The 24,852-nt window shown below is 40.7% G+C and carries 21 protein-coding genes; 8 read left to right on the forward strand and 13 right to left on the reverse strand.

Annotated features, from left to right (window positions below):
- The first annotated feature begins 47 nt into the window (after positions 1–47).
- Entirely contained in the window at positions 48–3,119 is a 3,072-nt protein-coding gene (locus RIC88_RS16765; RefSeq protein ID WP_350218724.1) for a SusC/RagA family TonB-linked outer membrane protein, read from the forward strand.
- Positions 3,120–3,131: 12 nt separating this feature from the next.
- Positions 3,132–4,613, forward strand: a complete 1,482-nt coding sequence (locus RIC88_RS16770; protein WP_350218725.1) for a RagB/SusD family nutrient uptake outer membrane protein — start codon at positions 3,132–3,134, stop codon at positions 4,611–4,613.
- A 67-nt stretch (positions 4,614–4,680) separates the two neighbouring features.
- Here RIC88_RS16770 and RIC88_RS16775 read toward each other — a convergent pair whose 3' ends face one another.
- Positions 4,681–5,565: an MBL fold metallo-hydrolase gene (locus tag RIC88_RS16775; RefSeq protein WP_350218726.1), complete on the reverse strand. Its 885-nt coding sequence runs from the start codon at positions 5,563–5,565 to the stop codon at positions 4,681–4,683.
- Between the two features lie 137 nt (positions 5,566–5,702).
- Here RIC88_RS16775 and RIC88_RS16780 point away from each other — a divergent pair, with 137 nt between their 5' ends.
- Positions 5,703–6,185 (forward strand): PaaI family thioesterase, encoded by a 483-nt coding sequence (locus RIC88_RS16780; protein WP_350218727.1) that lies wholly within the window; start codon positions 5,703–5,705, stop codon positions 6,183–6,185.
- Positions 6,186–6,191: 6 nt separating this feature from the next.
- On the opposite strand, the gene RIC88_RS16785 is transcribed toward RIC88_RS16780, so the two are convergent.
- Positions 6,192–6,581, reverse strand: a complete 390-nt coding sequence (locus RIC88_RS16785; RefSeq protein WP_350218728.1) for a hypothetical protein — start codon at positions 6,579–6,581, stop codon at positions 6,192–6,194.
- A 70-nt stretch (positions 6,582–6,651) separates the two neighbouring features.
- Between RIC88_RS16785 and lgt the strand changes: the two genes are divergently transcribed.
- Complete coding sequence (gene lgt, locus RIC88_RS16790) at positions 6,652–7,434, forward strand: prolipoprotein diacylglyceryl transferase (protein ID WP_350218729.1); 783 nt, start codon at positions 6,652–6,654, stop codon at positions 7,432–7,434.
- Positions 7,435–7,470: 36 nt separating this feature from the next.
- Here the strand turns inward: lgt and RIC88_RS16795 are convergent, their stop codons facing one another.
- From RIC88_RS16795 to RIC88_RS16810, 4 genes are all read right to left on the reverse strand, one after another.
- On the reverse strand, positions 7,471–8,349 hold the full coding sequence (locus RIC88_RS16795) for a diacylglycerol/lipid kinase family protein (RefSeq protein WP_350218730.1): 879 nt from the start codon (positions 8,347–8,349) through the stop codon (positions 7,471–7,473).
- Positions 8,349–9,299: a threonine ammonia-lyase gene (locus tag RIC88_RS16800; protein ID WP_350218731.1), complete on the reverse strand. Its 951-nt coding sequence runs from the start codon at positions 9,297–9,299 to the stop codon at positions 8,349–8,351. The genes RIC88_RS16795 and RIC88_RS16800 overlap by 1 nt, the downstream gene beginning before the upstream one ends.
- A 91-nt stretch (positions 9,300–9,390) precedes the next feature.
- Positions 9,391–12,150 carry a DNA polymerase I gene (polA, locus tag RIC88_RS16805; RefSeq protein WP_350218732.1) on the reverse strand — a complete coding sequence of 920 codons (2,760 nt, stop codon included), beginning with the start codon at positions 12,148–12,150 and terminating at the stop codon, positions 9,391–9,393.
- A gap of 50 nt (positions 12,151–12,200) precedes the next feature.
- Positions 12,201–12,680: a hypothetical protein gene (locus tag RIC88_RS16810; protein ID WP_350218733.1), complete on the reverse strand. Its 480-nt coding sequence runs from the start codon at positions 12,678–12,680 to the stop codon at positions 12,201–12,203.
- A 143-nt stretch (positions 12,681–12,823) separates the two neighbouring features.
- Between RIC88_RS16810 and RIC88_RS16815 the strand changes: the two genes are divergently transcribed.
- On the forward strand, positions 12,824–13,543 hold the full coding sequence (locus tag RIC88_RS16815; RefSeq protein ID WP_350218734.1) for a hypothetical protein: 720 nt from the start codon (positions 12,824–12,826) through the stop codon (positions 13,541–13,543).
- A 9-nt stretch (positions 13,544–13,552) separates the two neighbouring features.
- On the opposite strand, the gene RIC88_RS16820 is transcribed toward RIC88_RS16815, so the two are convergent.
- From RIC88_RS16820 to RIC88_RS16830, 3 genes are read right to left on the reverse strand one after another with little or no spacing between them, the layout of a single operon-like run.
- Positions 13,553–14,155 carry an FISUMP domain-containing protein gene (locus RIC88_RS16820; protein WP_350218735.1) on the reverse strand — a complete coding sequence of 201 codons (603 nt, stop codon included), beginning with the start codon at positions 14,153–14,155 and terminating at the stop codon, positions 13,553–13,555.
- 39 nt (positions 14,156–14,194) lie between these two features.
- Entirely contained in the window at positions 14,195–16,873 is a 2,679-nt protein-coding gene (locus tag RIC88_RS16825; protein ID WP_350218736.1) for an ABC transporter permease, read from the reverse strand.
- 1 nt (position 16,874) lies between these two features.
- A complete protein-coding gene (locus RIC88_RS16830; protein WP_350218737.1) occupies positions 16,875–17,207 on the reverse strand; it encodes a helix-turn-helix transcriptional regulator in 333 nt (110 codons plus the stop codon).
- A gap of 213 nt (positions 17,208–17,420) precedes the next feature.
- On the opposite strand from RIC88_RS16830, the gene RIC88_RS16835 reads away from it, so the two are divergent.
- Positions 17,421–18,125, forward strand: a complete 705-nt coding sequence (locus tag RIC88_RS16835) for a hypothetical protein (protein ID WP_350218738.1) — start codon at positions 17,421–17,423, stop codon at positions 18,123–18,125.
- A gap of 8 nt (positions 18,126–18,133) precedes the next feature.
- Here the strand turns inward: RIC88_RS16835 and RIC88_RS16840 are convergent, their stop codons facing one another.
- Together RIC88_RS16840 and RIC88_RS16845 are read right to left on the reverse strand one after the other, a co-directional pair.
- Positions 18,134–19,231, reverse strand: coding sequence for a DUF2911 domain-containing protein (locus tag RIC88_RS16840; protein ID WP_350218739.1), 1,098 nt, complete (start codon positions 19,229–19,231; stop codon positions 18,134–18,136).
- 94 nt (positions 19,232–19,325) lie between these two features.
- Positions 19,326–20,549 carry a hypothetical protein gene (locus tag RIC88_RS16845; RefSeq protein WP_350218740.1) on the reverse strand — a complete coding sequence of 408 codons (1,224 nt, stop codon included), beginning with the start codon at positions 20,547–20,549 and terminating at the stop codon, positions 19,326–19,328.
- Positions 20,550–20,657: 108 nt separating this feature from the next.
- On the opposite strand from RIC88_RS16845, the gene RIC88_RS16850 reads away from it, so the two are divergent.
- A complete protein-coding gene (locus RIC88_RS16850; protein WP_350218741.1) occupies positions 20,658–21,764 on the forward strand; it encodes a hypothetical protein in 1,107 nt (368 codons plus the stop codon).
- A 33-nt stretch (positions 21,765–21,797) separates the two neighbouring features.
- Here RIC88_RS16850 and mnmC2 read toward each other — a convergent pair whose 3' ends face one another.
- A complete protein-coding gene (gene mnmC2 / locus RIC88_RS16855; RefSeq protein WP_350218742.1) occupies positions 21,798–22,457 on the reverse strand; it encodes a tRNA (5-methylaminomethyl-2-thiouridine)(34)-methyltransferase MnmC2 in 660 nt (219 codons plus the stop codon).
- Between the two features lie 29 nt (positions 22,458–22,486).
- Here mnmC2 and RIC88_RS16860 point away from each other — a divergent pair, with 29 nt between their 5' ends.
- Positions 22,487–22,984 carry a DinB family protein gene (locus tag RIC88_RS16860; RefSeq protein WP_350218743.1) on the forward strand — a complete coding sequence of 166 codons (498 nt, stop codon included), beginning with the start codon at positions 22,487–22,489 and terminating at the stop codon, positions 22,982–22,984.
- Between the two features lie 333 nt (positions 22,985–23,317).
- Here RIC88_RS16860 and RIC88_RS16865 read toward each other — a convergent pair whose 3' ends face one another.
- The gene (locus tag RIC88_RS16865) at positions 23,318–24,745 is read right to left on the reverse strand and encodes a M28 family peptidase (protein ID WP_350218744.1); all 1,428 of its coding nucleotides are present in this window, start codon (positions 24,743–24,745) and stop codon (positions 23,318–23,320) included.
- Positions 24,746–24,852: the final 107 nt, after the last annotated feature.

Raw genomic sequence — 24,852 nt, forward strand, 5'->3', positions numbered from 1 at the left:
TGGGTAATCTGTCTATTTTTAAGATTGTATTATCTACCTACCAAATTATGAAACTAACACTAACCTGCCTGGCTTCCCTGCTATTGGTCATTTCATTATCGGCTCAAGTTACCTTACGAGGAACAGTCACCGATGCAAATAACAAGGCGGTGGCTGGTGCCAATATTCAGGTGGAGGGCACTTCAACTGCCACTACCACCGAAGAAAATGGGGTTTTCTCAATCCAACTGACTGATGGTTATGAAACCATCATCATAAGTGCGGAGGGCTTCACTACACAAAAAATTTACCTCACTGGCCAAAACACGATTTCGCTTAAAATGAAATCGTCCGGAGGCAATGTTGTCAACATGGGCATTGGCTCACAAAGCAAAGATCAGCTGACGAGTAGTGTTTCTAGTGTGAATTCTGAAAAAATGATTCAAGCCCCGTTGGTGAATCTGGAACAAGCTAACCAAGGTTTAACTGCTGGTCTTCAGGTTCAAAACTCAAGCGGATCTCTTGGAGAAGCAACAAAGGTGAGAATAAGAGGAGGGTCATCTTTAACTGGTTCAAACGACCCATTGTATGTTGTTGATGGTGTTCCTTTGGTGTCCGGAAGTCAGTCCAATATCAACTCAAATAATATCGAAACTATTGAAGTACTTAAAGATGCCTCCGCCACCGCGATCTACGGTACTCGTGCATCGAATGGTGTTATCATTATAACCACCAAAAGTGGTAATAGTGGTAAACTGAAAATAAATGTCGACTATCAGTTAGGCATTTCGGAGACTCCAAAAAAACTTGATCTTTTTGATGGAGATGAACACAGAAGGCTAATTTTTGAATTCACCATTTTAAGTGAGATACAGCAAATCTCACAAGGAGCTGGTGCCCCACTCGAAATTTTGGTTAACGGGGTAGAAACAAATTTGGGCCGGGAGTTCATTGAAGACAATTACAATGACATAGAATCGGTTTCTTATCGAGATCCAAGTGGGGTTGTTAATAATGGGAATCCTGTTACTCCTACAAGAAACAGGTTTTTAGATTCTCTTGCTTTTGATACAGATTGGCAGGATGAGGTCTTCAGAACTGCGTTTGCCCACACTGCAAATATTGATTTTCAAGGAGGTAAAGAATCTTTAAACTATTTTATTGCTACAGGATTTACTACTCAGGATGGAATATTGATAGGGAATAGTTTTGATCGATTCAATGGTACAGTTTCTTTAAATAGTAAAGTATCAGAAAGTTTTTCTATTGGTTTAGATTTCAATTATATCAACACCAAAGATGAAAGATTAAGAGACAATCTAGATTTGGGATTCCCTCTACAGGCAATTGCGCTCCCTCCAAGTGACACCTATGAGCCCGATAATTTTGATCGTCTATTTGTGTATGAAGGACGTAACTTCTACAACCCAATTACTGAAGTAAACTATTCGGACAACTTCAGTTATGAAAACAGCTATATCAGTAGTCTCTCATTAAACTATATGCTTAATGACAAAATAAGTTTTGATGTAAATGGAGGAATTGACTTTGCAAACATTGATGATGAACAAGAGCTTCAACCAGTAACATTAGATGGAAGCCCAAATGGAAAAACACTTGTCAACAATCAGAAAATAAGGAATTATGTCATCAACGGATGGGGAACCTACAGTAACTCTTTTGCTAGCGGCAATAACCTATCCGTAATTCTTGGTGCATCTTATCAAGAATCCAATGCCTCATTTTCTATAAAAGAAGCCTTTGTGCCAACGATTGAAGAATTGAATGCATTGGAAGAGGACAGTCCATTATTGAATAATGTTTTGGTTCCGGGTGCTGCAAACATTTTAGTGTCATCATACAGTCGTGTTTCTTATTCCATTCGTTCCAAATACGATGTTCAGGTAACGGGTCGTGTGGACGGAAGCTCTAAATTTTCGGAAGACAATCGTTTTGGATTCTTTCCTGCTATTTCGGCTGGTTGGAACATCCACAATGAAGACTTCTACGGAGGAGAAGGTAATTTAAGATTAAGAGCAAGCTATGGGCTTGTTGGTAATACTCCTTTCGACGATTTTGCTTTTAGAAGAAACTATGTGACTGTAAATTTTGAAGATGGTGAGACTATCGAGGCTATAGACATTGGGAACGATGACCTTAAATGGGAAACCACATCACAATTCAACGTAGGTATAGATTTTGGTTATTTTGATAATAAATTAACTGGTTCGATAGACTACTACATCAAGAAAACTAAAGATCTTCTTTTTCCAAAACCAATTACATTGACCTCCGGTCAATCTGATGTATTAACCAACTTTGGAGAAATGGAAAATAAAGGGATCGAACTATTTGTTAGTTCTCAAAATGTGAGCAACGAAATGTTTAGCTGGTCCACAGATTTTAATATTTCGACAAATAAAAATACCATTACCAATCTGGATGGGAACAGAGCTGTAGTCGGAGTAAATGCATATATAGAAAACCAGCCGGCAGGTGTATTCTTTGCCCGTGATTTTGTGGGGGTAGATGAAGGTACAGGACTTGCCTTATATAGAGATGAGAATGGTGATGAAACGACCAATCTCAATAATGCAGAATTAACCATCATTGGTGATCCAAATCCGGATTTCTTTGGAGGACTTACTAATACTTTAACCTTTAGGAATTTTGACTTTTCATTTCTAGTACAATTTGTCCAGGGGAATGATATGTACTTTGCTACGGGAGAACAGATTGCGAATAGTGGAATAAATTTACAGGGTCAGTTAAATTCTCAAATTGATCGATGGTACGCTCCTGGTGATGTTGCTTCAAATCCGGGTCTAGACATTGACGGAAATCCTCCTGTTGAATCCAGTAGGTGGATAGTAGATGGGAGCTACGTCCGCTTGAAGAATATTATGCTAACCTATAACCTTCCGTCGGCGAAATTATCCCAAATGGGGTTGCTTCATTTAAGTGTTTACATTGGGGCAACTAACTTATTTACACTTTCGGATTATCCTGGTTACGATCCCGACGTAAATTATGCAGACCCGCTAAATGGTCAGATTGGACAAAACATAAGTAGAGGCATTGATAACTTTTCAACTCCTCAGCCAAGAATGATTATGACAGGCATCAAATTCGGAATTTAAAACAGGTCACCAATGAAAAAATTAATTAACAACTCAATTTTACTTCTTTTAGCCTTAACAATTTCATGCAACGACTTATTAGATGCCGACGCTGAAAATACAATTAGTGGAGATGTTATTGTCGATGATGAATCCGCCCAAAATGTACTAAATGGTGCATATTTTAATCTTTTTGGCATTTATGATGGGGCAAACGGAGGTGAATTGCTAGGTGGTGATTTTAAGATGATACCAACACTCTTATCTCGACATGACGGACAGGAAATTTCGTGGCAAAGTGATGTGTTTCCCAACTATACCCGTTTCTCCCAAAACAACTACACAAATGTGGACTCAAGAATTGAGGCAAATTGGCTAAGGGGGTATGAAACAATCAATATTGCAAACAATCTTCTAGCTAATCTTGATGTGATTCAAGATCCTGAGGCAAGAGAACTGATAGAAGGTCAAAGTCTGGCTATTAGGGGTGTCCTTTATTTCGAAATGGTTCGCTTATGGGCTCCTCAATACAGCAGTGCTGATGCTCCCAAGGATGCAATTCCTCTTATTGATTATCCAATCAATACAACTGAGGACTTGCTCGATATTCAACTAGCTTCCGTTGAAGCGATTTACACTCAAATTGAAAATGATTTAGGACAAGCTAGCCTTCTACTAGAAGGTAAAAATTTGCCCAAGAATAGATTATCATATTATGCAGTTGAGGCATACCGAGGAAAGGTAGCAATGCAAAAAGGTGAATACGGAGCTGCCATTACACATTTTACTAATGTAATAGATGGCCCATTTGAATTAATGAGTAGTCCATTAGACGCTTTTAATAATGCTTCACCTGTTAGTGAGGATATTTTAGCTATCGTACAAACCCCAGTAGCAACGACAGGAAACCTAACTTCTGCTACAGGTTTAGCACCAATGTTTTCTCGTCTGAATAGTACCGGATATGGTGCATTCCAAATCTTAGAAAGCACTTTCGGATCACTTCAAAAAACCTTTATTCCAAACAACGCGAAATTTTATCGGAGTGACATTCGTCATTCAATACAAGATGTTTCTGCTACTGATTCCCCTGACATCATCGACTCAGCTTTCTATAAAACCGTTGTGAATCTTAGCAGCGCGAAGTTTTTGAGACCAACCGATGTGATTCCTGTTATCAGACTGGCAGAGATTCACTTGGCAAGAGCTGAGGCAATTCATGAAAACTTATTTATAACACCTATCGATCCTGTTGCTCTTGAGGACTTGAATCTCATTCGTAGAAGAGCCAGAATACCAGAATTGGATGGTAGTCAATCGGAATTTGAATTTGTGGACAGTATACGCGTAGAAAAAAATAGGGAACTGCTATATGAAGGGTTGGTATTTCATGATTTGAAAAGATGGAGACTCATCGATTCCGACGTTTCAATAGCGTTTGGTATTAATCCACTAGGTGTTATTTTACCAATCCCACAATCTGAATGTCTTGCAAGTCCAGGGTTGTGTGAATAAATAAAATCATCGAATAGTCGTCCCACCATTTCAGAGCGGTGGGACGACTTCTTTGAAATTCCGTGATTTATCCCTGCTTTTTCTTCCAGTACCGAACCAGTCCTGCCACACTCATCCATGAGGGATTAGCCGCCTCGTATTGTTTAATTCCAGTATCTGATACACCGCGATCTTTCAGCTGATTTGCAGTATATTTCATGAAGAGCGGGGTGATTTCATCATTGCTGAGGCCTTCTTCCCATTTCTGTTTGATCCATTGACTCCAGTCATTGAGAATTTCTTTCAATTCCTTCATGTGGATGTTTGGGTTGATCTCTTCCCCAAAATGGGTAAGCGCTAAACGATTTGGATTTTTTGAAAGTACCAAGTCAATGGAGTGCATCCAGTCCTCCAGATTGATATCCGGAGGTGGACATGGTGGCACAACAGGACCGCCCTCTATCTTTACCCCAGCTACGTCTCCCGTGAAAATCGTGTCTTTCCAGTGCCAGGCTATGTGATGCTTTGCATGACCGGGAGTATGTAAAGCCCGGAAGCTTTGACTGCCAATTTCAATGACCTCCTCATGTTCTACCACCTTCAAATTCTTCTTTGGGATTCCATCCATCTTTCCCCATAGGATATCCATCTGATCACCGTAGATCATTGTCGCTGAAGCTACCAGTTTGGTAGGATCGTGCATGTGATCGTGACCGAATGGATGGAGATAAACCTTTGCTCCCTTTTCTGCAAATGCCCAGGCAGCCCCTGCATGATCGAAATGGATATGTGAAAGTAGCACATGCTTCACATCGCTCACTTTGTATCCGTGATCGGCCAATCCTTTCTCGAGACTGGGAAAGGTCGAATAGGGTCCGGACTCAATGAGAACAGGCCCATCTTCAGTTTCTATCAGAAAAGAAGCGATGGCATGTTCATAATTTTGGAAATGAAGGTCGAGGGTATGGTACATAGCTATGAATTGATGATTTCAGATTCAATTTAATATGTTACTCTCGAAGGGAGTCTTTGGACAAAGAAAATTTATACTTTAGAGAAGATGGATTCCGTACGATAATGACTATTAAATTTGGACTTTAACGAATTAAAATGAGCGCGTCAAAATACTTTCAGGATCACATGCCGGAAAATGTCTGCTTTGGATGCGGCCACAATCACGAAGGTCTTCAAATCAAAAGTTACTGGGACGGAGATGAATCTGTGTGCAACTGGGAGTCCAAAGAAAAATATCATGGCTGGAGCAACCTGATGAATGGAGGAATCATGGCAACTTTAATCGATTGTCATTGCATGGGTACCGCCATGGCAGATGCTTATAAGCGGGAAGGGAGATCGTTGGACACTGATCCGGAGTATCGCTATGCTACTGGTACGCTTACGGTGAAATATCTAAAGCCAACACCTAATACAACCGTAGAACTCCGGGCTAAAGTGATTGAGGTAAAAGGAAGAAAGACCGTCCTGAAATGTGACTTTCTTTCTTCCGAAGGTGAGAAAACAGCAGAAGCTGACGTAGTTGCTATCCGCGTTTTTGACAGCAGTGAGAATAAGGAAACCGTTTTTAAGAGCTAATTCAACCTATTCAAAAACGAGGATAATTTTGGTGGTACTGTTCTCGGTATAATCAAGGGCTTCAGAAAACGTAATGGTTGCTCCATTGACAACAACATGATTTTGTAATTCTTCCTCGGTGTTAGTGTTTAGATCACCAAAACCAAGCATAACATCTTCACCATTGATTTTTAATTCAACTACTATCCTTCCAAGCCACACACAGTTGACATCCGGCGCACATAGCGAATTTTCTTCAATGCTTTCAAACGCTACTGTCCACTCATCGCCATCTATTTCTTTCGTTACCGTTTGCTGATACTGAACAAGGATTTCATTATCAGCTACAGAAATTCCAGTATCATCCTTGCATCCAGCAAAGAGTAAACTGATCAAAAGTATTTTTAAATAGCTCATCGCATTATTTTCCTTGGATTATCTCAAATCTTATGCCATATCGTTTAAACTTTATACTTTAATACTCAATATGCATCCAGAACTGTTTTCAATCGGTGATTTCACTATTCACACCTATGGCTTCATGATTATGCTCGGTGCTACACTTGGCTTTTTTTACATGACCTACTCAGCCAAAAAAGATTTGGGAATTGAAAAAGATAAAATTCAAAATCTCGCGATTTTGGTGATCGTATCTGCCTTTATTGGAGGTAAACTGTTCTTTTATCTTGAAGATCCGTCTTATTATTTCGGTTCGTGGGAAAATATGAAGCGAAACTTTCGGACAGGATTTGTTTTTTACGGATCATTGCTTTTTGCAGTTCCGTTAATCGTCTGGTATTTCAAAAAAGAAAAATGGCCATTGTGGCCACTAATGGATCGTCTGGCTATTACGGCTTGCATCATTCATGGATTAGGAAGACTAGGGTGCTTTTTTGCAGGCTGTTGTCATGGAGTCCCAACGGATATGCCATGGGGAGTGACTTTCTCGGATCCTATTTCTCAAGCGGAACCCTTACATACTTCTCTGCATCCAACACAGCTCTATTCTGCGACGCTGATTTTCGGTATTATGATTGTGCTTTTGATGTTGAAAAGACACAACCGATTCGAAGGACAATTATTCTTTATCTACATCATTCTTTACGCGTTTGGGCGGGGGATAATTGAGTTTTTCCGGGGAGACGAAGAGCGTGGTTATGTCATAGATGGCGTACTGTCTCATTCACAGTTTATAAGTCTGGGAGTAATTGCTGTGACAGTTTGGGCGTATTTAAGATTTAAGAAGAGGGCGAGATTTAAGAAAAAATGATCAATCCTCCCCCAGCCCCCTCCAGAGGGGGACAAACTACATTTTAACCCTTAGTTGCATTGCCTTCGGCAATATCTTTAGCTCAAATGGTGGTTGACCCATTCGTTCCCCGTCGATGTGAGCGAAAAGCATATCGTTCGCTTCTACTTTGACTGATTTTGCTTTGTAGAAATTAATCTCGTCGAGTGATCCATGCGTTCCGTTAGAAAGTTTGTTGATGTTCAGAAATCTTCTCAACCCCGATACCTTGCCTATCTCACAGATCTCAAGGAGTCCATCATCAATGGTTGCCTCCGGCATCAACTTGAACCCTCCACCGAACGTTGTTCCATTTCCAACAGTCAATAGGATCAAATCCTTTTTTAGGGATTGATTATCAATTTGATAGTCAAAGCTACGCTCCTTATAGCCCCCCAAAATCCGAAGCACATGATAGTAGTAAGCAGCATGACCTCTTAGCAACGGTACTCGCTTGGATGCCATGTCCTCAACGATCTGTCCATCGAATCCAATCCCAACACCATTGACAAACTTTCGATCGTTACACTGGCCTAAATCAATTCGCTTGATCTCACCATTTATGGCTGTATCAATTTGCACTTCCAATGTCTTCCCAATCGCCACATTCTTGATGAAGTCGTCCCCTGTGCCTGCAGGTAAAATGGAAACCGGAATATCATGTTTCAATCCGTTCACCGACTCATTGATGGTCCCATCTCCTCCAATAATAATTAAGTCTGTAAACGATGCATCAAGAAATTCTGAAACGGTAGTAGTTGCGCTTTTACTCTCGTTTGTGTCGAAGACCTGGTAATCTACTTCCTGATTGTTGAGTGTCTCGGATAGCTTCTTACAAATCTTTAATGCTTTGCCTCCGGCAAAGGGATTCCAGATAACGAAAATCTTTCTGGGCATCAGAATGGAAGTTTAGTCAAATCGACATTTCCGCCGGTAAGAATTACCCCCACTCGTTTGTCTTTAAATGCTTCAGGGTTTTTTAATATCGCCGCGAAAGGAACAGCACACGAAGGCTCAATAACAATTTTCATTCGCTCCCAAATCAGCTTCATCGCGTCTACAATCTCTTGCTCCGAAACCGTAAACACTTCCTTTACGTGCTCCTTTAAAATATCAAAGTTCCTTTGTCCGATGGTGGTTTTCAATCCATCAGCGATCGTATCTGATGACTTGTTTGGGATGATTTTGCCCGCTTTTAACGATTGATAGCAGTCATTTACTTCTTCAGGTTCTCCAAGATATACTTCCATATTTGGATCCAGGTAGTGAGCAATCAATGAAGTCCCTGCTGCAAGACCTCCACCACCTACGGGAGCAATGATGCAATCAAGGTCATCCATTTCTTCAATCAATTCTTTGGCAGCTGTGGCCTGTCCGGCTATAATGTTATAGTTATCAAACGGGTGAATCAAAATGGCTCCCGTTCTATCTACAATATCCTGACAAGTCTGAGACCTGGACTGATCGTTTGGCTCACAAAATATTACCTCCGCGTCATATCCTTTTACCGCTTCTACCTTCACCTTCGATGCATTTTTGGGCATCACCACGTAGGCTTTTGATCCCGCCAACTTGGCTGCAAGGGCTACAGCCTGACCGTGATTACCGGAAGAGTGACAGGCAAAGCCATTTACTCGCTCTTCAGGGCGGTAGCTGAAAATTGCGTTAGCAGCTCCTCGCATCTTGAATGCTCCCACTTTCTGAAAGTTCTCACACTTGAAAAAAATGTGACAACCGGCAATCTCATCAATGTTTTTTGATGTCATCACCGGTGTTTCAATGATGTATTGAGCTATTCGTTGGTGGGCACGTTTGATGTCGGAAAAAGTAGGAGGCGATGTTAGCATAATAACTGAAATCCTTTTGTTTGAGATTTTTATCAAATTTAAGATGAATCCAGTTCCCCCTTAAGGGGGTTAGGGGGTGATATCAAATATTCTAATGCGCCTGTAGCCAGTTTTCTCCAACTCCAATCCCAATTTCCATCGGTACTTCTAGTGGATGAGCATTTTTCATGAATGCCTCTACCTTGGAAATCAATATGTCCTGCTCGTCTTTGTGCATGTTAAAGACCAATTCATCATGAACCTGCATGATCATCTTAGACTTGAGATTTTCTTCCTTCATCCATTTATGGATATTGATCATCGCGATCTTGATGATGTCAGCTGCACTCCCCTGAATGGGAGCATTGATCGCATTTCGTTCGTCAAAACCTCGCATGGTAAAGTTTCTGGAATTGATGTTCCGTAAGTACCTCCGTCTGCCAAGAATGGTTTCTACAAACTCATCTTTTTTAGCCTTCTCAATCGTCTCATCCATGTATTTCTTTACACTCGGAAATTCTTTGAAATAGGAATCAATAACCTCTTGGGCTTCTCCTCTGGCAATATTCAGGTTTTGTGAAAGACCATAAGCCGAAATGCCATAGATGATCCCAAAGTTGACCTCCTTAGCTTTTCGTCGCATGTTTGGTTCCACATTATCCACATCAACACCAAATACTTTTGCTGCTGTGGTAGCATGAATATCTCGTCCTTCTTTGAACGCATTCATCATGCTTTCATCCTTCGAAAAAGCTGCCATGATCCTAAGCTCAATCTGAGAATAATCTGCCGCCATAATTAGATAATCGCCATCACTTGGAATGAATGCTTTTCGTATCTCTCTACCCTTTTCTGTTCGAATAGGTATGTTCTGAAGGTTGGGATTATTTGAGCTCAACCTGCCAGTTGCTGCTACAGTTTGTCTATAATCTGTATGAATCCGGTCACTCGCTTGGCTTATCAGTTTTGGTAATGCATCTACGTAAGTAGACTTTAGTTTCTGGTACTCCCTGAACTCTAAAATTTTCGCCGCAATGGCATGCTCATCTGCCAGTTTAGAAAGAATGTCTTCACCTGTAGCGTATTGGCCTGACTTGGTCTTTTTTGGCTTTTCAACCAGCTTAAGTTTATCAAAAAGGATTTCTCCAAGCTGCTTGGGTGACCCAATATTGAAATCCACCCCCGCGATATCAAATATCTCCTGCTGCACTCTTCGACTTTCTTCATCCAACTCCTTCGACATTTTCTCAAGTGCCGAAGTATCCACTTTCACTCCTTCGTATTCCATATCTGCCAATACAAAAGAAAGTGGTTCCTCCACCTCATGCAGAAGCTTTTGTAGCTTACGCTCGTCAATATCTTTCTCCAGCAGTTCCTTTAGCTGAAGCGTGATATCTGCATCCTCACAGGCATAATCCTTCACCTTCTCAGGATCAATCTGATCGATCGTTTTTTGATTTTTTCCCTTCGGACCAACCAGATTCTCAAACGAAATTGTTTTATAGTTCAAGAACTTGTCTGCCAGCCAATCCATGCTGTTGTTGGATTCCGGATCTAATAGAAAGTGAGCCAACATCGTATCGAAGATTTCTCCTTTCACATTTACGCCATAGTTACGCATCACCTGGATGTCATATTTCAGATTCTGACCAATCTTCTGGATTTCATCATTTTCCAAAACATCTTTAAAGGCATCTGCCACCGACTGAGCATTCTCTCCGCATGGCACGTACCAGGCTTCTCCTTTCTTAATGGCAAAAGCTATCCCTACAAGTTTTGCCTCCCGGGTTTCCAGACTTGTTGTTTCTGTGTCGAAACAAAATGATTTTTCTGCACTAAGCTTTTTTACCAATTGCTGAATGGCTTCCTGACCTTCTATCAATTGATAAGTGTGTTTGGTCGTTTTGATCGATTCTTTGTTGTCAGAAACTGAAGGAGCATCTCCACCTCCATCAAACAATCCCAGCTGTTGCGTTTCTCCCTTCTTAATGTCATTCTCTTCCTGGAAAACCCTTCTGGCAATCGTCTTGAATTCCAGCTTGTCAAAAATTGGTTGAAGAATATCCGGATTCGGCTCTCCGTATTGCAGGGCAGTTTCATCAAACTCAATGGGTGAATCAATTTTGATAGTGGCCAGTTCCTTGGACATGATGCCCTGCTGACCATGTTCTTCTACCCGCTTTTGTAAAGCTCCCTTAAGCTCATCCACGTGAGCCACAATTTCTTCAACAGAACCGTATTCTTTCAAAAGTTTGGAAGCGGTTTTATCACCAATTCCAGGGATGCCAGGGATGTTATCCACAGAATCTCCTTTGAGTCCCAGCACATCTCTTACCTGATCAACTTTATCAATATCAAATTTTTCAAGCACTTCAGGAATGCCCATGATATCTACTCCATTCCCCATTCGCCTCGGCTTGAAAAGAAAGATATTTTCATCCACCAACTGAGCAAAATCCTTATCTGGTGTCATCATGTACACCTTAAAGCCTTCTTTGCTGGCTTTCTTAGCAATGGTCCCAATCAGGTCATCTGCCTCATACCCATCCTTCATAAGAATGGGAATGTTAAAGCCCTCAACGATTTTTAAACAATAGGGAATGGCCACTTTAATCTCCTCCGGTTGCTCCTGTCGGGTTGCCTTGTATTCCGCGTAATCTTCGTGCCGAAAAGTAGGTGCATGGGTGTCAAAAGCAACCCCAATATGCGAGGGTTTTTCTTTGGTGATGATCTCCAACAAAGAGTTGGTAAAACCAAGAATCGCACCTGTGTTTATGCCATTAGTGGTAAGTCTGGGATTCTGACTCATGGCGAAGTGAGCACGGTATATCAATGCAAACGCATCGAGGAGGAAGAGTTTCTTTTCAGACATGAGGCTAAGTTAAATAGCCCACTTGTTAATTGAATTCTTTAAGAAAAAATCTATTTTTTCAAGCGGTATTCATTGCGCATAAATCGCTCTTCGCTGGATTCATATTGCACCTCTTTTTTGACTGTTAAAGTCGTTTCACTTATGACATATGTTTTTACGAATCGCGCCTTTTGACCATTGTCTTTCCCAGCTGAATAAGCAACAATGGTCCACTGACCGTTCCGCTCATTTATTTCCGCGATTCTTTTGCCTTCAGTGGTCATTTTTTCCAAATCGATGGTCACATTGCTTTTGGAGTTGGCTTTCGGTTCTTTAGGATATTCATAGTTGAACTTGTATTTCCCTTCTTTCACTTTTTCAATACTTACTTCTACCGAAATTTTCACCTCCTTATTTGATGAGTAGTCTAAATAGACCAAATCCCCAGTCCATTGCCCCTCCAGCAACTGAAGATGCTCTTGAGTCATATTTTGGGCGTAGGCCAGAGAAATACATAGAAAAAGAATGATTGTACAGTAGTGTTTCTTCATAATGGTTAAGCTTATGATTAAAAGAAACTGAAAATCAGACAGAATGTTATTGTCCGCTGTTGCAACAGATAACTGATTTGAATAATATAAAGAGCGAAATTTGAATCATTCCTATTAACTTATGGGATCTAACCTATCATACATTGGAAAAATACAAGAACCTACACCTCTGGATGATCCTTCCATTGGTTATTATTCAAGTCGGAATATTCAATTTTTACTGGCCAAAGCTTACAACGACCTCCTGGGAGTTTCACATTCATTACTGGCTGGTCACTGGTTGGTTTATCCTTATGATCATCCAACCTTATCTGATTGAAAAAGGGAAAACTTCCAATCATAGAACTTTAGGAATGATTGGCTTTTTAATAGCGGGAGGAATTGTATTCACAAGTATGAGTTTGCTGGATATTCCTTTAAAACGAGCTGCTGTTTATGATCCATCCAGGCCCGGACCGCCGTTATCTTTCTATTATGGCACACTTGTCATTGAATTAATTCTTGGTCTTCTTTATGGGGTTGCAGTAATTCAAGCCATTCGATTTAGAAAGAAATTAAATGAGCATGCATGGTGGATGATCTGCTCGGTCTTCTATTTGATGATGCCGGCACTTGGCAGGGGAATGATTGTTTTATGGAGAGCACTAGTTCCTATCGAAAAACTAAATCCAATGATGGTGGCGCTGAGTGCTGAACTCATTTTCATCCCTCTTTTAATACTATATGCTGTCCGCTTTGGTAAAGTGAAGCACCCGGCAACCATCATTGGTTTGCTGACCGTTTTGTTGAGATTACTAAGAGTCCCAATCGGTTCATCAGAAGCCATTCAAAACTTTCTTGATGGGTTGATCAAGTGGAATTAAAGCTTTGGCTTATTCGTCTAGTTTTTCACAAACACAACGAACGGCAAACAATCGATACTCCTCTGGTTTTGATTGTTTCAAATTATGCTTGTGCGCATGCCCGGTAATTGAGTATGGAGATAAATGCATGTGAAAACGATCATCTGTTGCAGGGTTAACAGTCCAGAAATCTACGAACATGCCATCATCCACTTTACCTCCCTCCATTCGTCCATAAGGTTCAATATTTAGAACGTTTGATTCAAAAATGTTGTATTGATCCAGAAAGTCAACCCGATAAAGCTTTTGATTCTCCTCCATCATTTCTACGATTTCAGCATCCTCAAATGAATTGGTGAATAACTCCCATTCTTCTACCGTAGGTAGCCGCCAACCCTCTGGACATACTCCCTCCAAATATTGAAAATCGTAGAATCTTATCTTGTCGCAATCGTATAGGCAAGTAGACCCTGGCGCGTCATATCTGAGATTTTCTGCCATCCAATAAAGATTCCCAAGTTTCACAATCTCATATTGATTGCCATCTCTCGTATCTGTTAGAAGTTGCTGACCAAAGCCACTAAATCCTATTAAGACTAATAAGAGGCTTAAACATTGCCGATGAATATGCATCCGGAAAAGTTAATAAAATTCCCGTATGCATATTTTGGATTACTCATACCTAAGCGCCTTCACCGGATTGGTCTTTGCGATGGAAAGCGTTTTGTTTCCAACAGCAATCAAAGCAATTATCACAACCATGATTGCGGCAATTAGGAATACTGAAACACCAATCGTGATGCGGCTGGTAAAATTATCCAGCCAACCATCCATGAGGAAGTACACAATAGGCCATGAGATTACATTTGCAATTCCCACCAGAATTAAGAATTCCTTGGAGAGGATCATCACAATTTGAGAAATATCAGCACCAAGAACTTTACGGATTCCGATCTCTTTCGTTCGTTGAAGTGCGGTAAAAGACGTCAATCCAAATAATCCAAGGCATGCTACGATGATGGCAAAGAAGGCAAAGAGTGTGAATGCCCGGCTAAAGTTCTGCTCGTTTGCATATTGCTTATTGTAAAACTCATCCAGGAAGAACGTATCGAAAGGGTTGCCAGGAAAGAATTGATCAAATGTTGCCTTACTTTCCTCATAAGCAGCTTGAAAATCATCCGTATTGAGCTTTACGGAGATAAATGAAGCAGAATTTTCAGTCAACGGGAATACCAGCGGATTGATACTGTTTTTGACAGATTGCTGGCGATAGTTATCTACCACCCCAATAATGGTTCGCTTGTCTCTTCCACCAATAAGAACTCTTTGACCAATGGCTTCATCCGGGGTTTGAATGTTCAGATATTCCATGGTTGCCTTGTTGATGATCACATTGGCAGTGTCCGTCGTAAATGACTTATCATAATTTCTTCCTGCCAAAAACTCAATGTCATAGGTAGGAAAATAATCCTGATCCACACCTACGAGATAGACAGTGAAGTTTTTCTCTCTTGTATCTTCTTGCTTCCTCATCCCTCTGGTCCAGAAAATTTCATCGCCTGGTACGTTGGAGCTATTGGTAACTGCCTCGATATTTGGATTGCTTTTGAGTTCATTTTCAAATGCATTTAGTGCATTTCCGAAAAGAGAATCGACCGCAAAAACCTGCGGTCCGCGCATAACCATGGTATCTGTCATATCGAATCCTACATCCAGTTTTTTCATGTGACTAAGCTGCTGATAAACGATAATGGTACCGGCAATCAATGTGACAGACGCAGCAAACTGAAATACAACCAGGGCTCTGCGAAGCAGGACGCCTGATTTGTTGGTCGTCATTTTTCCTTTTAGTACCTGAATAGGACGGAATGAAGAAAGAATAAACGCCGGATACAACCCGGACAAGAATGACCCAAGCACATAAACGCCTAGCACGGCCAGCCAAAAATTGGGTTCTAAAAAGAACGCTCTGCTGAGATCCGCATCGATCAGCTGATTAAAAAATGGAGTTGTGATGACCACCACAATAACTGCGAGGGACAGGGCCAGAAAATTCAACACAAATGATTCAGTCAGAAACTGATTCACCAGCTGTCTTTTATAGGCTCCCATGGATTTTCGCACGCCCACTTCTTTAGCCCTTTCTAAAGATTTTGCAGTTGAAAGATTTATGTAATTGATCCATGCAATGATCAGGATGAATGCCGCGATGATGGCAAGAAAGAATACAGTATCTCCATCTCCCTGCTCAGCAGGTTCTGATTCCTGCAACAAGTTTGAATACAGGTGAATGTCAGTAATCGGTTGCAGTGGGAAATCCGATCTGAAATTATACTTTTCAAAATCCTCTCCTCTTTCAGCGTACAACACCTCCTCAAATTTTTCATCAAATGCTTTCGGATCAGCACCATCCTCCAGTAGAACATAGGTGTTGAAATCATACCACCCCCAGGCCGTCTCAGAAGATGCTGTTCCATCATCATTTCGTGTTTGGTTGTTTAGGGTTTCGTATGATACGAGAAAATTGTATTTGAGATGTGAGTTCTCCGGAACATCTGCTGTCACCCCGGTGATTTCCAACGTCTCCTCAATCCAGGTATATAGGTTTAATGTTTCTCCAACTACGTCTGTTCGGCCAAAGTATTTATTGGCAATGCTTTCGGTTATAACTACCGTATTTGGCTCACTCAGTGCCGTCTCCAAATCTCCATGGATTAATGGATAATCAAAGATTTTCAAAAAAGCGGGATCAGCAATTTGTATTCGGTTTTCACGAAACTGAATGTTGTCACGCTCAATAACACCGGACATGGGATATGCCCTCGCGAAATCCACCACCTCAGGCATGTTTTCTTTCATGAATGGTCCCACTCGCGGAACCGCTGCAGCACAGTTGATTTGAAGGTCTTCTCCACGATAGACCATGTACTTGACACGGTACAGATTTTCGTGATTGGAATGGAATTTATCGTAGCTGTATTCATAGCTCACATACTGTGAAATGAATAAGCATGCCGCAATACCCAGGGCCAGGCCGAAAATATTAAGTGCCGAGTACACCCTGTTTTTTGATAGGGTGCGGAAGGTGGTTTTGATGTAGTTCTTTAACATAGGTATTGAGTTATTGTGTCTGACCTTTCTTTTCCTTCTTAAATCGTAATTTCGAATCGACAGAAATGCGTCTTTGAAATAGTGCAATCGTGCTTTGAATAGTCCTTTGCTCTCTACGCGATCCTGAAACATTTCCTGTAAATCTCCAAGGATATCATCTAAGAGCTCATCGTCATAAATGAGTCGAAGCAGCTTCTCAGCTGCTTTTGGTGGAGTAATATCGTTGTGTGCTTGCGGCAAATTAGATGCTGATGATTGCTAGCTGTGGTATTGTTTTGTAGAAGTTTTCTTTTAGCTCTTTGGCTTCTTTCAAAACTTCAAAGCCCGTATTGGTAACCTGAAAATATCTTTTCTTCTTACCTCCACGCTTTTGTGTGGCTCCTCCAAATTCAGAAATGAGAAAGCCTTTGTCTTCCAGGCGGTATAGAGATGAATGTATCGCGCTGATATTGGCCTTTCTGTTGGCTCTTTTTTCCAGTTCTTCTTTTACTGAAACGGCATACGCTTCCGTTTCGAGTGACGCTACTGTGAGTAAAATGAGTTCTTCGAATTCGCCCAGGTTATTTCCTTTCATAGTTTCGTTTCTACAATTGAGAGATTGGCACACCTAACCCAACTGGATGCTTATCGATCTCAATTAATTAGGTTGAGCGTTACGCTCATTATTCCTCATAAATGTAAATATTATCTATGATAATACTCATGTTTGTAAATAAAAGTTACAAAAAGCAACCTGTTTAATTCATTATCGGGGTTTTGGTTATTTTAGAAACATATCCAATCAGAAATGAAGAAGCTATTTTCAACCTTAAAAGAAAAATGGGCCGAGTATTTCCTGGAAATACTGGTAATCACCGTTGGTATACTAGGTGCTTTTTTACTCAATAACTGGAATCAAGACAGGGTTGCTAATAATGTTCATCGGCTTACAATTGAGCGATTGATAGAAGATGTAAAAAGTGATACTTCAAGATTTGCCTATCTCGATTATCGGCTGGCAGAACGGGTGCAAAAGTGTGACTCAGTGTTATCACTGTTTAATGAACTGGATACGAAGGAAAAGCGATTGTCTATGATTTCTGTTCACCTGATCAATTTCTTTCTGGTTGAATCAAATTTTACAACATACGATGAGATGTTGAATACCGGGCGATTATATTCAATGAATGATAAAAAGCTAAGATCAGATATTATCAATTATTACCGTGATGTGAAAAAGTGGAGCACCTACATTGAACGCGACAATCAGCAGTTGCGATCTAAAATGATTGGTCCTGAATACAACGATTACTGGGTGATTCAAAGAAAAGTTTGGGCAGAGATGCCACTTGATGTTGGCAAGTATCCCTGGCTTCTCAATCCCAATTCAAAGCAGATTCGAGATATAGAGTCGATGATACTTTCTTCGAGAAATCTTTTTGATAGCAACCGGGGAAGAATTGGATTTTTAAAGCGTCATGCTGAATCCCTTTTGAGTAAACTGGAACCCTAACACCACATTCAATTTCGTTCGAGCACCAGTTTGTTTTGCAGGTAAAGGTATCTGGCATAGTTTTCCCACCTACTTTTTTGCTCAATAGTCATATCCAAAGCCTTCTTAAAATGCTCGGTAGCCTTCTGCTGATTCTTTTCTTTCAGGTAATACTCCCCAAATGCAAAGTGCGTTTGAAAATTGTCAGGGTGGGTTTTGATACCTTGTTTTAGAATATCTAACGCCTCTTTTTTCTTTTCCTCAACAGCATACTTTCTCAAAGCGTAATAGTAGATATTAAACCCACTTGCTGTTGTCCAGGCTTTCTCTTTGAGCTCTTTCGCTTGATCCCTATTGCCCTGAGATTCGAGTAGCTCTGCTTTGAGCATTTGGTAGGCAAATTTGTAATGTTGACGATAATATTCATTTGACATGGTATCAAATGCAAGCCGCGATTTTTCTAAATAATCCAGTGCAAGTTCTTTTTGATTTGGATTGTTTTCTAATGTTCTAACTGCGAGCTCCTGATAATCATTGGCATCTTTTTGCTCTTTACTTTCAATGTCTGAAATGATGTTGCTGAAGGCATCTGTTTGAATATTAAATGTAACAGCAGTTTCTTCCCACCTGAGTTGCACATCTACGGACTCTGATTTTGGGTTGATAAATTCATAGCTCAGCCACTCTTGAAAGGGCATGTTTTTAGTTTTGACAGGAACACGAATGATGTCATTTGCTTTGTCATAATTAAAAGCTCCCCAGCTCTTACCCGAAGAAAAAATCAAGGTCCATTCCTTTTCAGATACCAAAACAAGAAATCCATACGAGCCAGAATCCAGCTTCTGACCTTCAACCTCCACGGGATGACTAAATTCGATGGTGGTTCGTTGATTCGACCCTGCTCTCCAGGGGTATTCCTTTCCATCAACTACAAAATCGAAGGGTACTATGCCACCAAATATCTTTCTCCCATTGACTGATGGGCTGTGATATTTGATGGTGATATCGCACTTACCAATGTTTGCTGTGGTGCTCCTGGATTGACTGACTAAGGTTTTTCCGCCAACATCCTGAGAGAATCCTATAGCTGCTAATAAATAAAGAGATAAGAAGATTGAGCCTTTCATAATCCTGATTTTTGTTCAATGGTACACAAGCGTTAGACAAGTCAAAGGCTATCTGTAAAACAAGATCGTTCAATCTTGTTCATAAATTTTCTGACTACTGTAACAGTACCAATTCACCGTTTTGATCCTTCAGTTTGAAATCTAATACTTCTCCCAGGCCTTTGAATTTAATGCGCGCACCTACCAGCTTCCCCATGGATTCCTTGTATGCTTCCGTATAGACTTCTTTTCCACCAATAAGGATGGATACTTGCTTTTTTTCTACCTGAATACTCAATTCAACAGGGTCAGTAAAATCTGCACTAAGAGGAGACAGGTCGTGCTCCTTGCCACGCAGATAAGTGTCATTGAGCATCAGATTATTATCAGAACTACACCCAATCTTTGAAAACGGGATAATCATGGCACCTGTGGATCCAATGAAATAGATACTCATGGCCTGGCATACTGCCCATCTATCATCAAATACATTTTTAACCGTTGCAGAAAAGGAGAAGTTGTCCCCTGAAACACGACCCAGGTCATCGATAAAATGAAAAGAAGAGACAACAGGTTTCTCACGAGCTATTATTTCCTTTTTGATCTCTTCCGGAAAAGAAAGTGCAGTTCCGTCGATTTCCGGCACAAAATATTTTGGTGTTGGAGCGTATTCGATCAGCCCCAGCCAGCCTTCACTTTTCAGGAAAAGGTCATGTGCCTGGGCTTCCTTCCCATCCACCATAAGCTTTGCTCTGAAGTATCCAGGGAAATAGTATATCCCAGTCGCCTGGGTTTGATCTTTTTGCACAGCAATGGTTTTGGTAGGATCCCAATATTGCTGAATGTGTAAGCTGTCAGATCTAAGGTCAGACGGAATCTTGAAATCAAATACCACGGAATTTGGATACTCCTTGCTCAAGACTTTACTTGAAAACGAAAACTCAGAAGCGTTAATAACTACCTCTGGGCGTTTATTGCCGACAAGGCTTATGGAGATAATGGCCAGAATGAACCCAATGGTCACATAGATCGATTTTCTTGGAGGCTTTTCCTTTTTTCTTTTAATTGGGTCGGCCATTTTAAAAGCACGCCAGTTCTCCTTGCCCACAAACTGAGACAGTGCATCGAGCGTTGTAATGCTCGGAGCTCCATCGTGATTGACTACACCAAAAAAGCGTTTAAGTGTCGCCACACTGAGCATTACTCGTGTTGACTCAAAAACTTTCTCAGAGAGCTCATCAAACATTTTACTGTGCCAACCGCTCACAGCTCCCCAGCTGAGAACCTCCTCAACCTCATACCTTAATCGGGCAATATACTTTTCTGAGTTATCTGACATCTTCCAAAAGTGTTAAACAACAATGAGTTGAACAACCATGAATCACATTGAATCAACTTGTCTACAGATCCCATTACTTAACCTTTAAACCATGCGTAAGGTTGTGGCATGAAAACACAATTAAAACTTACAATAGCGCTTCTCCTTTTTAGCATAGCATCAAAGGGACAAATTATTCCAATTGATACGAACAATTGGGAAATTCAAGCGCGTGCCTATGTTCTTGAAAAACACCTCGGATCAGATGCAATATATCTTCAAGCTGGCTCTATGACTCTTAGGGATAAAGAGTTTAAAAATGGCATCATTGAATTTGATATCCACCTGAAAGAAGAACAAGCCTTCCCCGGGGTGAACTTCCGGGCTAATAACGAGACTGGAGATTCTGAGCAATTCTATGTTCGACCGCACCAATCCGGAAATCCAGATGCGAATCAGGCAGCACCGACAACCAAAAACATTTCACCATGGCAACTGTATTTTGGCCCCCGATATTCGTTTGCTTACAAATACAATTATGAAACCTGGACTCACATAAAGATTCTAGTGAATGAAGATAAGGCTCAGGTATATCTGGATAATAGTGACAAACCAAATCTCTCCTGGGATCTCTTTCATAAACCGGAATCCGGCAAGATCATCATAAGAGGGGGTAACTCGTCTGGCTTTCATATCGCTAACATCAAAGTCTCATTCGACGCTCCTGATCTTGTTGATTTTAGCCCAATTGAAAGGGAAGCTATTCCCAATTTGATCCAGGAGTGGGAAGTCTCAGACATGTTTGAGGAAAAGCTTCTTGAAAACCCAAACAATATCGAAGAGGCCCTGGCGAACAGGAAGTGGCAAGGGAAAATAAAAGCAGAAGAAGGGACTGCCGCTAATATTTCCAGAATCCAAAATTTATATAATGGCGAGCCTGGCAATACCGTTTTTGCAAAAATCACCATTACCTCAGAAAAAGATCAAATGAAACTATTTGAGTTTGGCTACAGTGACCGGGTTGTAGCAATTCTTAACGGAAAACCCATCTATTGGGGAAACAATAAATGGCGAAGCAGAGACTACCGATACCTAGGTACGGTAGGGTTATTTGATGGGATCTATCTGGATCTAAAAAAAGGCAAAAATGAGCTCTTGATGGCTGTTTCAGAAGATTTCGGTGGTTGGTTAATTACCGGGAGATTTAAAGATAATAGCGGGGTAATTGTAAAATAGGTTTCCATGTGAGTCGGTCTTCTGATCGGCTTACTATTTTATTCCCCTCACCATCTCCTTCTTACCCATCGCTCCTTGTAGCGTTTCAACCTTAAATCCAGCTTCTACGAGGTTGCGTTTGAATTGTCCCTGAGCACAATAGGTGGTGAGTATTCCTCCTTTATCTAACAGTGAGAAGCATTTCTTTAGGTTCTCCAATGACCAAACTTCCGGTTGCTTGCTGGGTGCAAATGCATCGAAGTAAATAATGTGAAATGAGTTTGAAGTGGTGAAGTCTTCAAGCCGGGAAGTGGTTTTATATAAGCTGAATGGAAGCGTTATGCTAAGTTCTTTCTCCCATTCAGTTTCATGAATCTCAAGAAGTAAGCCCTTCTCCTTTTCGGATTGGAAGAAGTTCAGATTCTGATAAATCTCTTTTTCAATCGGGAAGGGTTCCAAAGAAGTGAAGTGAATTTTTTGGCTGTGTCTTGCCGCAAATTGCGCTGTTAGAAAGGCATTCAGACCGGTTCCCAGACCTATCTCCAGAACTTTGATTTCCTCAGCTTGATTTCCGAACAACCAATGTTCAAGTCCTTCACGTATAAACACATGCAAGGATTCTCCTCTGGCTCCTTTTGTGGAATGGTAGGTCTCGTTCAGCTCTTCATCAAATAAGCTGTGAGAACCATCTTCGGTGGTAATGATCTTGATCATGTGCTATCTTAAAACTTAAAATTGATGCAATGGAAATATACGATGGTCAATCCTTTGTTAAATACCTGGACAAAGTAAAAGCAAGAACGGCAAGATTGTTTGACTTTATCCCTGAAGATAAAATCGAGTGGACTTATCAGAAGGGGAAGTTTACCATTGGTGACCAGATAAGACACCTGGCAGCTATAGAACGCTTCATGTATGTTGAGAATGTTCAATTGAAACCTTCCAAATACAAGGGATGCGGAATCGAACTGGCTGAAGGGAAGGAGGCCATCATAAATTTTTACCTTCAAATGCAAAAGGAATCACGAGCGGTTTTTGAGCGTTTGAGCCATGAAGAGATGGAAATGAAATGCGAAACACCAGGAGGCGTTAAGATCACAGTTTGGAAATGGTTGCGCGCATTAATAGAGCATGAGGTTCATCATAGAGGACAGCTTTATATGTATTTAGCCATGTTGGGAGTAAAAACACCACCGCTTTATGGGCTGACGTCTGAAGAGGTTATTTCAAGGTCGGTGTGAGTATTGATAGGGATTTAGTATTTATTTATCGACTGAATATGGGACTCTATAATTTTAGGATCACATTCCTCCAGAGGTTTGTAGTTCCTATTTCAACAAACCCCATCACTATCTTGAACCCAGTCAAATCTCCTTAGATCGAAATCTTAATGTATCTCCAGGAAAGGATTTTTTAAACCAAAACTTTCCCTAAAATCACTTTAAATATTTATTATTGTACTAGAAAGATGGATTAATAGTCTTTCTTTCCATAGCTGGTTGAAAAGATCTTGTGGGGCGAAATGCCCCACAATGATCAATTTCTCTCAACTAGTCTCTTCCACAAAACCCTCGCTACTTATCTACTTTTATTCTTTCTTCTCTGTTGGCTATTTCCCATCCGGTATGGAAAACGAGCTTGGCTCTTTTCTCCATGGTCTCAAACTCGATCTTTTCAATCGTGTCAGTCGGTTGGTGATAGTCCGGGTGCGTTCCATTGAAGTAAAAAATAATCGGAATGTTATTCTTTGCGAAGTTGTAATGATCAGATCGATAGTAGAATCGATTTGGATCGTTCTCATCATTATAAGTGTAATCCAACTCAAGATTTGTATAAGTAGTGTTTACTTTTTCAGAAAGATCATGAAGCTCCTGAGATAGCTTATCCGAACCAATTACATAGATGTAATCTGAGTTTTCGGAATGTGCATCATCCACTCTTCCTACCATGTCAATGTTCAGGTTTACCACCGTATTCGCAAGCGGAAAAACCGGATCCATATCTGTATAATATCTCGATCCCAAAAGTCCCTTCTCCTCACCCGTCACTGTCATGAACAAGATGCTCCTTTTTGGTCCTTTCTTTTTCTTTGATGCTTCTACAAAAGCTTCCGCAAGCTCCAAAACAGTAACAGTTCCGGATCCATCGTCATCTGCACCATTGTGAATTTCCCCGTTGATAATTCCAACATGGTCATAGTGAGAAGTAATCACCAAAATTTCGTCAGGCTTTTCTGTTCCCTTTAGTAGGCCCAATACATTTTCAGTCTCGACAGGTTTGTCGAGGTAATCTGCATTAAAAACAACCGTTGCAGTCTCCCCTGCTTTAATTTCTGAGAAAGGCTTTCCATACAACCAGCCAGCTAAATCCATATTAGCAATGACAAGTTTAGTAGCTGAATTGTCTCTATCATCCAGCTTTAATGATGGCTTTTTCAAATATGGACCGTATCGGGTGATCATCGATTGGAACTCTTCCTCATTTTCCAAAGCAAAGAATACTCCGGCAGCTCCTGATTCCTCAGCTTTTTGAGCCTTTTCCTGTAGGCCTCCAAGCTGATCCGCTACAAAAACAATGTACTTCCCTTTGTAGTCTATTTCTTTATTTTCTTCATCCGCCAAAATTAGCTGAATGTATTCTTCGCCTGAAGTTTCAGCACTCGAGTAATACACGAAATCTTCAAACCCGACTTTCTTTTCATCTCCTTTTCGGAAATAAACCGATCCGATTGACGCCTCTGTCAAATTAAACTTCTGAAAGTATGAACCATTTACAGGTGCTTCCAGACCTAATGACATAAAGTGATTGGCAATGTATTCAGCAGCCATTTTTTGCCCTTTCTGACCCGTTTCCCTGCCTTCATATTCATCAGAAGCCAGAACTGAAAGGTGCTCTTTAAGATCATTTGCTGTGATTGTTTTTGCAAACTTAACGGCCGTTTTATCCTGTGCGAGTAGTCCGAAGGCCACAATCAGGCCCAGTACATAAGTTAACTTTCTCATTTTGATATATCGTATTAAAAAATCAAGGCCTAAAGCTAAGGAATTTTGATGCGGGCAAACCAAATAATTACACTAATGGTTAGGAAAGAAAATACTTTTTGTACTGA

Source organism: Ekhidna sp. (genome assembly GCF_040220215.1).
In the GTDB taxonomy this organism is placed as follows: domain Bacteria; phylum Bacteroidota; class Bacteroidia; order Cytophagales; family Cyclobacteriaceae; genus Ekhidna.